Origin of the sequence: Desulforhopalus singaporensis (genome assembly GCF_900104445.1) — a bacterium.
Classification (GTDB): domain Bacteria; phylum Desulfobacterota; class Desulfobulbia; order Desulfobulbales; family Desulfocapsaceae; genus Desulforhopalus_A; species Desulforhopalus_A singaporensis.
Map to the genome: position 1 here is coordinate 96,799 of NZ_FNJI01000010.1, position 12,119 is coordinate 108,917.

8 protein-coding genes are annotated in these 12,119 nt (G+C 50.8%); 2 read left to right on the top strand and 6 right to left on the bottom strand.

All coding sequences use genetic code 11. The features are described from left to right. Window positions 1-67 precede the first annotated feature (67 nt). Together BLQ17_RS08875 and purD are read right to left on the bottom strand one after the other, a co-directional pair. On the bottom strand, window positions 68-706 hold the full coding sequence (locus BLQ17_RS08875) for an L-threonylcarbamoyladenylate synthase (RefSeq protein WP_092221966.1): 639 nt from the start codon (window positions 704-706) through the stop codon (window positions 68-70). After that, window positions 693-2,471 carry a phosphoribosylamine--glycine ligase gene (purD, locus tag BLQ17_RS08880; RefSeq protein ID WP_092221968.1) on the bottom strand — a complete coding sequence of 593 codons (1,779 nt, stop codon included), beginning with the start codon at window positions 2,469-2,471 and terminating at the stop codon, window positions 693-695. Before purD ends, BLQ17_RS08875 begins: the two co-directional genes overlap by 14 nt. A 182-nt stretch (window positions 2,472-2,653) precedes the next feature. Here purD and BLQ17_RS08885 point away from each other — a divergent pair, with 182 nt between their 5' ends. Then, on the top strand, window positions 2,654-3,244 hold the full coding sequence (locus tag BLQ17_RS08885; RefSeq protein ID WP_092221970.1) for a TetR/AcrR family transcriptional regulator: 591 nt from the start codon (window positions 2,654-2,656) through the stop codon (window positions 3,242-3,244). Between the two features lie 52 nt (window positions 3,245-3,296). Here BLQ17_RS08885 and greA read toward each other — a convergent pair whose 3' ends face one another. The 3 genes from greA to BLQ17_RS08900 form a co-directional block, all read right to left on the bottom strand. After that, on the bottom strand, window positions 3,297-3,782 hold the full coding sequence (gene greA, locus BLQ17_RS08890; protein WP_092221972.1) for a transcription elongation factor GreA: 486 nt from the start codon (window positions 3,780-3,782) through the stop codon (window positions 3,297-3,299). An 83-nt stretch (window positions 3,783-3,865) separates the two neighbouring features. Beyond that, window positions 3,866-7,879, bottom strand: a complete 4,014-nt coding sequence (locus BLQ17_RS08895) for a tetratricopeptide repeat protein (protein ID WP_092221974.1) — start codon at window positions 7,877-7,879, stop codon at window positions 3,866-3,868. Between the two features lie 217 nt (window positions 7,880-8,096). After that, window positions 8,097-9,116 carry a sigma-70 family RNA polymerase sigma factor gene (locus BLQ17_RS08900; RefSeq protein WP_092222043.1) on the bottom strand — a complete coding sequence of 340 codons (1,020 nt, stop codon included), beginning with the start codon at window positions 9,114-9,116 and terminating at the stop codon, window positions 8,097-8,099. Between the two features lie 272 nt (window positions 9,117-9,388). Between BLQ17_RS08900 and lepA the strand changes: the two genes are divergently transcribed. Beyond that, window positions 9,389-11,185: a translation elongation factor 4 gene (lepA, locus tag BLQ17_RS08905; protein ID WP_092221976.1), complete on the top strand. Its 1,797-nt coding sequence runs from the start codon at window positions 9,389-9,391 to the stop codon at window positions 11,183-11,185. A 34-nt stretch (window positions 11,186-11,219) separates the two neighbouring features. Here lepA and BLQ17_RS08910 read toward each other — a convergent pair whose 3' ends face one another. After that, the gene (locus tag BLQ17_RS08910; RefSeq protein WP_092221978.1) at window positions 11,220-12,104 is read right to left on the bottom strand and encodes a DMT family transporter; all 885 of its coding nucleotides are present in this window, start codon (window positions 12,102-12,104) and stop codon (window positions 11,220-11,222) included. Window positions 12,105-12,119: the final 15 nt, after the last annotated feature.

Here is a 12,119-nt window from a genome sequence, read left to right on the forward strand (position 1 = left end):
TTGTCCTGCATACCCGCTAACGGCCGGTGACCGGCTCTTGGGTAGTTATGCAGGCCTCTGTTCCCCTTCAGTTACTGCCGTCGTCCGGCAGTAACTGGTCGTCTATCTTGAGCTCCCCCTGTCTGATAACGGCCAGACGTCCATTTTTTGTGGTTACAATGGTCGACCAGACCGGTCCGGCGGATACTATGCCTTCGAGAATATAGTCGACAGCGTCGCCGAAAACGGTCAGGACTTCTTCGGCCGACGCTGCCGCCTCCATCCCTGAGAGGTTGGCGCTGGTTGCGGTTACCGGGGCGCCGAAATGCGCCAGCAGGCTCCTGGCGACAGGGTGCGGGCTGATACGGATCCCGACAGTTTTGGTGTTTGCCGTCAATTTTGGGTTGACGCAGTCAAGAGCCGGAAAAATAAGCGTGAGCGGTCCCGGCCAGTACCTGGACATCAGGTCCCTGTAACCGTCCGGGATTGTTGAGACCAGCTGATTGAGTTGTTGGCACCTTTGAACCAGGAGAAGTATCGGTTTATCCGCGCTTCTTTTTTTGAGACTAAAAAGCCTCTCCACCGCTCTGTCGTTACACGGATCGACCGCAAGGCCGTAGGACGTTTCGGTGGGAAAGGCGACCACTTTCCCCTGCCTTAGATATTCGGCGGCAAGGGAAACCGATCGCCCGATACGACTCTTTAACTGGTGATCAGACCTGGACATTTCTGGCTTTTTCTTCCACTTCGCTGGCCATATCCTTCCGCATTTTCACCAGTTTCTCCGCCAACTCAGGATCACTGAGGGCAAGTATCTTCAAGGCGAACACTCCGGCGTTTTTCGCCCCGGCCTTACCTATGCCCATGGTGGCCACCGGAACTCCCGGGGGCATCTGCACCGTGGAGAGCAGTGAATCCATCCCACCTAAAGGCGAAGCGTCAAGCGGCACCCCGATCACCGGAAGTTCCGTATGAGCGGCGATCACTCCGGCAAGATGAGCTGCCATCCCCGCCCCGGCGATAATCACCTTCAGGCCGCGTTCTTTGGCCGTGGACGCATAGGTAAACGCCCTCTCCGGACTTCTGTGGGCCGAAGCCACCGTCATTTCACAACTGATCCCCATGGATACCAGGAAATCGGATGCGCCACGCATTATCGGCAGATCAGAATCGCTGCCCATCAATATACCGACCTGGACCGCTTTTTTTTGCCCGCCCCCCGTACGCTTCAACGCTTTGGCTCCGATATCTCTTCTGAAATAACAGTTGTTCCAGGAAATCGCCTCCACGCCTTCGTAAGCCTTATTGATCGCTTCCTGCAGGGTTGTACCCACCGCCGTTATGCCAAGGACACGACCACCAGCCGAGACAACTTTGTCATCCTGCTTGGCGGTACCTGCATGAAAAACCTCCACTCCCTTGATGGCGGAAGCGTTTTTCAGTCCCCTGATAACGTTCCCCTTCTCATAACTTCCCGGGTATCCGCCGGAGGCCATTACCACACAGACCGTCGGCCGGGGATCGATCTTCATGTCGATCTTGTCCAGCCTGCCGTCTATTGCCGCCTCAAATATGTCGATGATATCACTTTTCACCCGCATCAGCAGAGGCTGAGCCTCAGGGTCACCAAACCGGCAGTTGAACTCGAGAACGTTGACCTTGTCCCCGTCTATCATCAACCCGGCGTACAGCATCCCCTTATAGGGACGTCCTTCCTCTTTCATTCCCCTGATGGTCGGCAACATGACCTTGTTCATCACAAACTCGGCTATTTCGCCGGTGACAACCGGTGCCGGGGAATAAGCCCCCATACCTCCGGTGTTGGGCCCTTCGTCATTTTCATATACCGCCTTATGGTCCTGGGATGTCGGCAGCGGCAGCACCGTCTTGCCGTCGGTAAAGGCCAGAAAGGAAGCTTCCTCCCCCTTCAGACACTCTTCTACAACCACCTTGTTTCCGGCCTCCCCGAACGCTTTGTCCGCCATTATCACGTCGACGGCATTTTTCGCCTCCTCAACAGTCTGCGCGACTATCACACCTTTGCCGGCCGCTAATCCGTCGGCCTTCACCACAATGGGGGCACCCTTTTCGTCGATGTACTGTTTCGCTTTTTCCCGACTGTCAAAAACCCCGAAATCAGCGCTGGGAATTTTATATTTTTTCAGAAACTCCTTGGTGAACACCTTGCTTCCTTCGAGTTCAGCACCTTTCTGGGTGGGACCGAAGATTCGTAATCCGTTTTCTTCAAAAACATCGACGATGCCGGCCACAAGCGATGCTTCAGGACCGACCACCGTCAGGTCTATGCCTTCTGTTTTGGCAAAGTTGAGCAGTTTCTGAATATCTGTCGCGTCGATTTCGAGACAATTCGCAATCTGCCCGATTCCAGCATTGCCGGGAGCGCAATAGATCTTTTCAACCTTCGGGCTCTGCTTGATTTTCCAGACCAGGGCGTGTTCACGTCCACCGGAGCCGACAACAAGAATTTTCATAGATTACTCCAATCTTTTTTTCATAGTTAGCGTGATGTTAACCACCATGTAAAAGCGTTGTTTTCTCCCACGGCAGCAATTGTAAATTTATTGATCGTTGACAAAACGACGATCTGATATTACATGAATGAATAGTCATTCATGTTTTCAACGTTACCGTTAATCATCCTTTCCCTTCAGGAATGAAAGCAGAAAACAAACATTCAAAAATAATTACGGCAGCAACCAAGGTCTTTGCCAAAAAAGGTTTTTTTACGGCCAGGATATCCGATATCGCCAAAGAAGCCAAGGTTGCTGATGGGACAATTTATCTTTATTTCAACAATAAATATGACATTCTCCTCTCCGTTTTTGAAGAAGGCGTCGGTAAGATACTTGGCAAAACTCAAAAGCTCTTAGCCGCCAATGACGACCCTGTCGAGATGCTCAGGATTTACGTGATCGAGCATCTTACAGCAATGAGAAAGAACAAAAATCTCGCCGAAGTCATCCAGATCGAGCTGAGACAGACCAACAAGGTAATCAAGCAGTACCGGGACAAAAAATTCAGTGAATACACAGGAATAATAACCACTATAATCCAATTCGGCCAGGAAAAGGGTGTGTTCCGTTCCGACATTCACCCTGATCTGAGCAAGCGCATCCTGTTCGGCGCCCTTGACGAGGTTTCAAGGGTCTGGAACGTAACGCTTGAGACCCATTATACGGTCGAAGAAGTCGCCGACCAGGTCTTGACGATATTTCTCAGAGGCATCATGGTCGCTAATAATTAACCCCCTGACGCCTCATCTTCTTTCAGTGCAGCTTTTCTTTTGTTCTGCGCTATCAGGAGAAACTGCTCGATCTGATATTGACGATTTCGAACTCTCTTTTTCCCCCGGGTGTATTCACAAGCACCTCGTCGCCCTGCTCCTTGCCCAGCATGCTTCGACCTATGGGAGACAGCACCGAAATTGAACCTTTTTTGACATCCGCCTCTTCAGGTCCCAGCAGCTGATACGTCACCTCTTCTTCCGTATCCAGATCAATAAGCTCCACCACGGTGCCGAAAACCACCTTTTCGGTCGTCACTTTGGCACAATCTATCACCTCGGCCCTGGACAGTTTATCCTTGATTTCAAGAATCCGGCCCTCAATGTGCCCCTGGCGGTCTTTGGCCGCATGATATTCGGCATTTTCCTTCAGGTCGCCATGTTCTCTTGCCACCTCTATGGCTTTTACCACCTCGCCACGTTCAACACGCTCAAGACGCTGCAACTCTTCACGAAGATTCTGGTTGCCGCTTTTAGACATGGGAATTCGTTCGACCATCTACTCCTCCATAAAAAATTCCTGCCAGGCTAAAAGGCTGCACTAACCTGAAACAGGAATCAGAATTAAATACTATCACAGAACTACCAGCGATAATGCAAACCCAGCGACATACCGGTTTCCCGATAATTATCGCCGTTCATATAATTAAAATTGCCTTTTAATAAAAAATGGGGGCTCATTTCAAGAAAAATATCAAACTTGGTACTATAAACAAACTTGTTATCATCTTCCACACTCACCGCTCCGTCAACACTATAATAACTCATTTTACGGTCTCCGCCTTTTTCGTAGCCGAGAAAATTATGCTTAAAGAAAAGCCCCAGCCGGTGTTCGGTGTATTGCTCGGGGCTCCAATATGAAGTTACAACTGTAGCTGGCGAAGCTTCCTCCGGCGCCAGGACAACCGGATTGGTATCTTGATTTTCCAGCCATGTGTAGTCATACCTGAAATCCACCTGCATCGCCTCGGTGTAGAGCGAATAGACGCTGTACCCATGAACCCTGTTCTGCCTGTTGTCGTCGCTGTACAGCGAATACTTGAAATCACCGCCAAACTGCATCCCGAATGAGGTATCGAGCCCCAGCCCGGTGATAAAAGATTTGGTGTACAGTTCATCCCGTAAACTTACCACAGTGTCGGTTATCGGCTGCTGGACATATTGCACAAACCCCGAGACATGGTCATCAAACTGGGATTTAAACCTGATATCGGTCAACAGAAACGAATCATTCTGGTCGCTGATTTTTTCAAATCCAAACCCTGCCGCAAGCTCGTTGTTATCGGTAATCTCAAAAATCGACGATATTGAAAAATCATTGGTGTCCAGCCCGTTTTCACCGTCTCTTGCATCGTATCTGTTGTGATGATAGCCAAGCGCAAATTCTTTATCCAGTTCTCCGGAAAAGGTAAACAGAGTCCCAACCGACAAACTCTCCATATCCTTGAACCCTGCTCGTCCTTCACTTTCAAGATAATTGGTCTCGATAATATTTTGCGGGCTTATTTTCTGGGCGCTCCGTTCAATGGTTTTCTCATAACCGGAAATATCGATTCCGCTGCTTTTCATTTTTTCATAGACCTGTGCCTCTTTTCGATACTCCCCCATGCGATCATAGATCGATGCAAGATCGACCATCGCTTCACGGCGACTTTCCTCCTGCAGAAGGCGTTTGTAGCTTTGCGCGGCGAACCGGTAATTTCTGGCAAAAATGGCTTTTCTGGCATTATACTCGTTTGCGATCAGCCAGTGATATTTGTACTTTTCAAACTGCTCTGCAACGATCTCCCCCGTCTTGGTTCCGAGATTGTTGACCAGAAAACCCGGTTCCATAATCTCGTCGACTATTTCCGGTTCCGAATCCAACAGCTGGGACAACGAACTCCACACCCCCCTTTCCGGGACCAGCTCCTCCAGGTTCACCTTTTCCCGGGAAAATTGTTTCCGTAACAGTTCTGAAATCGTAGGCGACAGCATCTTTTCATAAAGCTCCACGGCGCTGTCATAATTTCCCCCGGCCCACAGGATCCGCGATAACATCAGAGCCCCTTCTACATCACCGTTTTCCAGCAGGCGCTCGGCGAGGTGGTGATCCGAGGGGCCCGCAAGACGACACTGCTCAAGGGTGGTTATGGCCTGCTCATACTGTCCGCCCTGCAGCGCCAGCTCTATCCGCTCACGGCAAAAATAGTCATCCTGGCGATATTTCCCGGGTATCTTGGCAAGGTTGTTCAAGGCATTTTCCGTCTTGCCGTAAGCTGCCAGCAACTCCGACTTGAGCACCGTCGCCAACAGCGACCCCGGCACCTTCTCCAGGACTGTTTGCAAATAAACTCCTGCCTGCTGATATTTCAGGAAGCCAATCTCCCTTTCGACAAGCGCCAGCATCCTCGATACAATCGGATTGGGGCCACTGTACAGCTGCCCACCAAGATCTGCGCTTGGTAAGGCGTTATTGTTGACAACTTTTTCGTTCAGAAGCTGTTGCAGCATCGCCATATCGGGATCAAATCCGCTACGCTTGAGGCTGGTTTGCAGCTGTTCATTGGCCTTGTCGTAATTTCTGGTCAGAAAAAACCGATAGAACCTTTCAATATCAATATCTTTCTGCAGACCGAGATAGTGGCCGGCCTCTTCCATAGCGTCTGCACGCAAAGCCTCGGCCAGCTGCAGCTCTTTTATGGCCCGCTCATACATAAAGCGCATCCTGAACAATTTACCGCGCATCAGATGCAGGCGAATATTGTATACCGATTCGGGATAATAAAACCCAGATGCGTACCCGTGTCTGGCGAGAGAAAAAAGCCACTTATCGGCATCATCGTATCTCCTGGAAACGATGGCCAGCTCCGCGAGTTCAAACATAACCAGGTCAATCGTCCGACCCTCGTTGAGGAGGGTTCTCAGGACCGTTTCTCCTCTTTGTTTATTGCCGACCCGATAGTAAATTCTGGCTTTTTCAATCTCAAGCGCGATCCTGTTCCTTGCCGACAGGCGGTTCCCCTTCTCAGCCCAGGCGATGACTTTCAACGCTTCGCTCACCAGATAATTATACCCCAGCAACCGTACGTGGGTAAGTATTGAGTCGCCGGATACTGCGCTGTTCTCATTGTGCAGGAAATAGTCGAAGAAAGCCTGTTGGTCACCAGCGAGCCCAAGCTTTCCTGCAAGTTCTACACACCGCATGCGCACCTTTTGGTCGTCTCGGTCTTTGGCAAGTAACCTGGAAAACGATTCCAGCGCACTTGTTTCCTGACCGATGGCCAGCTGCGATTCGGCTTTCAAACCATAGTATTCCCCGGTCCAGCCATTCTTTGTTATCTTTTGCAACTCAGTCAACGTCTGGCCATACTGCTTGAGCAGAAAATTAAGCTTTGCGATGCGAAGAGTGATACCATCCTTTTCTGATGAGGTGGTACGCAGCAGATTGAGCACGACCAGTAATTCCGGATATTTTTTTCTTTTTTCAAGGTTGGATGCGATCTTGACAAAAATCGATTCCCGTTTGCCGGTGATCCGGCTGAGATCGTCCCACAGAAAATCACCGGCACCGTTTTCCACCAGGACCACCAGTTCGTTCGCAAGATCTTCCCGGATCGTCGCTATCTTTTCTGCCACCTTATGCTGATCCGGATGCAGCTCCAGGTATCTCTCGTATAATCCGAGCGCCTTGTCAGGACGGTCCAGCCGGTTAAGTGCGATGTCCCCACCCCTGAGCAGGTAACTGCCAGGCTCGGGTGCGTTATCCGACAGGTAGAGCAGATGGCCGAAAACAGCTTCGTAATCGCCCTGTTTTTCCAGTAGCTCCACCAGCTCTTTTCTGAACACCTCGACGTCGGGATGTCTTTTGATATACCTGGTCAGAACGGCGACCAGCTCGGGCTCGGCTCCTGTTTTCCTGAACAGGGCGGCAGCCTGGACAAGAACTGCGTCACCGACATTTTCATCGGCTAACAGCCGGCGAAAAAAGTATCCGGCCTTAGCCGTGAACCCGAGTTCCGCACTGTCGAACGCAAGATCTCGATCAATAACCGGGTCGTCAGGTTTTCGCACCGCCAGCTGCTCCAGCAGGGGAAACGCCAACCGTTTCTGACCACCCGCCCGCAGCGCGTATACCATACCTTCAAGCGCCTGCTCTCCGAGCTCTCCCGCAGGGTCGGTGGCAAAAACAGCGCCGAACCGCTCAACGGCGGCACTGTAGTCCTTTTTTTTAAAGGCGACCCTGCCGGCCATCAGCTGGTAGTCAATCTTTTTCGGCCCGAGCTCCATCAAGCTCTCAAGCACCGGTTGAATCCTTTCCAGATCGCCTGTTTTTTCCAGAACCTTGCAGTATTCCCAGTTGGCCTCTTCAATGTTGTTCTTGATTTTGAACATTTCGCCATAGATACGGCCGGCCTGCTCATATTTTTCGTCAGCGGCCAGTTGCCGTGCCAGGTCCCAGTAATATTTCCAGTCCGGGGTGTCCGGAGAGCTGCTTATAACGGAAATGTTTCTCTTGGGGCCTATCTCCTCGGCGGCGCCGGAAAAAGACGCATGTACAGGAAGGAGAAAAAGGAGAAGACAGCTTACAGTTATCCTTCGTCTGAGACTGATCATGATTTGCATTGCTGTTGCATAGACTCAGGCATTATCACCAGTCTTTTGTTGAGCTGTCATGGTATCTTGTTACCAACAAAACAGCGCAAGGTTCTGCTTCTTGAGCTGCACAAAACGATTTGGCGATGCGGCAAAAAAACAGCCGCCAACGTGAATGGAAAAACCAGCGCACGTCGACGGCGGGTAATAATATCATGCAGACCGCTGCACCAACTCTTTACTCGGGTGAAGAATCTATTACAATTTTTTCACCATCGAAATAATCGACGATATCGGGCATCTCTGTTTCAAGATATTTTTTCATCTTCTTGAGCAGGTTGACCTCAATCTGACGAACCCGTTCCCGCGAGATATCAAACTTGTCAGCAATGTTCTGCAGCGTCATCGGTTCGTCTGTAAGCAGACGTTTTTCCAGGATCATTTTCTCTTTATCGTTGAGCTTATCCTTCAGTACCTCAAGAAGTTCGGCAAGCTTGACCTTGATCTCCTTGCCCGCCACGGTCGATTCGATACCGGGTCCGTTGCTCGGAAGAAAATTCTTCTGCTCATCGTCTGAGTCAGACCGGACTGGACTCTCCAGCGACACGTCCCAGTTGTCCATGCGCTGACCCATTTCAACGACTTCCTTCTCCTTGACATTGAGCCGCTGGGCAAGCAGTTTCGGTTCCGCTTTGAACCCCTGGCCTTCAAGCAGTTTTCGCTCCTTGTTCAGGCTGAAAAAGAGTTTGCGCTGGGCCTGGGTGGTGCCAATTTTCACCAGCCGCCAGTTGTCCATGATAAACTTGAGGACGTAGGCCCTTATCCAGTAGGCTGCATAGTAGGAGAACTTGACTCCCCGATACGGGTCAAATTTCTTGGTGGCCTGCACCAGTCCCACGTTGCCTTCCTGGATCAGATCCATGAAATTCTGCATCCAGTACTTCTGGAAATCCATGGCTACTTTCACCACCAGGCGCAGATTGGAACTTACCAGCCGATAGGCGGCGTCCTGGTCCCCTTCCTCGCGGAACCTGATCGCCAGTTCGTCGGTTTCCTCCCTGGACAGCAGCTCGTACTGGCTGATCTCCTGCAGGTATCTGTGCAGCGCAGGATTACTGAGGGCAGGAAGATTTTCATCGTCAGATACGGAGACCAGCGGATTTTCATATCCGGTATCTATTTCATCTCCGCCATCATCTTTTGCGTTGTCGACAGGTTCTGCTTCTATATCAGGCTCGATTATCGTATTATCGGTCATATACATCTATCTCCGGAAAATTACGCCCAGAAAATTCAGAAAAACTTATATTGTACTCAATGAACCATAAAATTCAATCATTATCGTGAAATCGTAGGTTCAAAACTTGCTAATTCCTTTAGCTTAACTGTACCACAGGTACCTTTAAGTAGAAAATTATATTTTAATAGTCTTCCCAATGTGATATTAAGATTGCCAACCAATGAAAAACACAAGTACCCCTATGTTTTAGGAACACTATCCTGCCATTGCGCCACACCCTATCACAACCCATGAAAAACATCAGAAATTTTTGTATTATTGCGCACATAGACCACGGAAAATCGACCCTTGCCGACCGGATGATCCAACTTTGCGACCTTGTCACCGAGCGGGAATTCAAAGACCAGCTGCTCGACAACATGGACATTGAAAGAGAGCGCGGCATCACCATCAAGAGCCAGACCATCTGTCTCCCATACACGGCAAAAGACGGCAAGCCCTACCTCCTCAACCTCGTGGATACTCCCGGACATGTCGACTTCAGTTACGAAGTTTCCAGGGCGCTCAGCTCCTGTGAAGGTGCGCTGCTGCTCATCGATGCCGCCCAGGGGGTCGAGGCGCAGACACTGGCAAACCTCTATCTGGCGATGGAAAATGATCTGGAAATCATTCCCGTTATCAATAAAATCGATCTTCCGTCGGCAGAACCTGAGAGAGTCGCGCTGCAGATCGAGGAGGACCTCGGCCTCGACAGTTCCGACATCCAGCTCTGTTCGGCCAAGACCGGTGCCGGAGTCGAGGACATTTTCGAGGCCATAGTCAGCCTGCTTCCCCCGCCCGAAGGAGACCCGGATGCTCCGCTCCAGCTCCTTATTTTCGACGCCAATTATGATCCTTTCAGAGGGACCATTATCTCCGTCAGGGTAATAAACGGAACAGTCAAGCCGGGGGAGACGATCAAGTTCATGTCCAACAACCAGCAGTACAGGGTTGAAGAAGTCGGGCTTTTCAAACTGCGTAAAGAACCACAAAAGCAGCTGTCTGCAGGGCAGGTCGGTTATATTCTTGCCGGTATAAAGACCGTAGCCGACACCAGACCGGGCGACACCATCACCCACGCGGCAAAACCAGCGGCCTCTCCTCTGCCCGGATTCAAAGAGATCCAGCAGGTGGTTTTCTCATCGCTCTACCCTATCAGTACCGATGAATACGAAGATCTTGCCGCAGCGCTTGAAAAACTCAAACTCAATGACGCCGCCCTCACTTTCGAGAAAGATTCTTCGGCGGCTCTCGGCTTTGGATTCAGGTGCGGATTTCTCGGCCTGCTCCACCTGGAGGTTATCCAGGAACGGCTGGAACGGGAGTTTGATATCTCCCTGATACTCACCGTGCCTTCAGTTCAGTACATCTTCTACCTTTCCGACGGAACCCGGCTTACCGTTGATAACCCCGCCCATTATCCGGACCCCGGCCATATCGATAAGATCGAGGAGCCTTTCATCAAGGCTACCATCCTGATGCCTGAAAAATATATGGGACCGGTTATGACCCTGTGCATGGAAAGAAGGGGCGAAAACACCAGTTTTCACTACCCCACCCCCGGTCGCATCGAACTCAACTGCGAACTGCCCCTGGCCGAAGTAATCTATGACTTTTACGACAAGCTCAAATCCATTACCCAGGGGTACGGCTCTTTTGATTACGAGATGCTCGATTACCGTAAGAGTGACCTGGCCAAACTTGACATTCTCGTCAATGGAGAAGTGGTTGACGCCCTGTCGCAGCTGGTTCACAAAAGCAACGCGAGAGCACGGGGACTCCACGCATGTGAAATGCTCAAGCAGGAGATCCCCAGACAGATGTTCAAGATCGCCATCCAGGCGGCCATCGGCGGCACCATTATTGCCAGGACCAATGTGTCGGCACTGAGAAAAGATGTTACAGCAAAATGTTACGGCGGCGACATTAGCCGGAAGCGCAAACTTCTTGAAAAACAGAAAGCCGGGAAAAAACGCATGAAGACGGTCGGTAATGTGGATATCCCCCAAAACGCTTTCCTGGCGGTGCTGAAATCGGATCACCAGTAAAAGTTGTTCTGTTGCAGGCTACTGCCTGCCTTTCCTATTTCTGCTTCCTGGTTGTAACGGCCTGTATAACAAGCCCTGTTACGACCAGGAGAAGGCCCGCCAGTGATGAAATGAAAATCTTTTCCCCTACCAGGAAATGAATCAGAAAAAGAGAGAGGAACGGAGCGATGAAGATAAGGTTGGCCAGCTTTGCCGAACTGCTGGTCAACTTTAACGCCGTCAGCCACAGGACAAACGCAATTCCCATTTCAAAAAACCCGATATAGGCGGCGCCAACAAACCCCTTTACGGAAATTTTCCCGCCGCCGGTCCATAGAAAATAACAGCCGGTAAAAGGCAGGGCGCAGAGAAAGTTTAAAAACAACCCGACCACCGGATCTCGCTTGTCCCTGGCGTTAAGCAGCCAGTACAACGCCCAGATGACAGTCGACAAAAGCGCAACGGCGACGCCCTTGGGGGTGTCGAATTTCAGCGACAACAGGTCCCCTCTCGTGGCTACCACAAGCACCCCGGCGTAGCAGACGGCTACCGCCAGCCACTGATTCCGCGAGACCCGCTGACCGAGAATCGGAATTGACAAAACGGTCATGGTTATTGCCCAGGTATAATTGATTATCTGGGCCTGCTGGGCGGGTAAAAGATCATAGGCGGCAAAAATAGTGAGATAATAACTGAAGGGGTTCAGAAAGCCGAAGCCGAACGAGACGAGAAATTCCCTGGGGGAGATGGCCATCAGCAACACCAGTTTCTGCTGGACAACCAGTATGACAAACAGCACGCAAAGAGATACTGCTGAAGAGTAAAACAGCAGTTCGATAACCGTCAGCAGCCCCAGGGTCAATTTGGACACCGTTGCAATGGTTGACCACAGGCCAACCGTTGTAAGCGCGAGCAGGTACGACTTTTTCTGGTTGTCCATGGTCGCTCTCTCCAC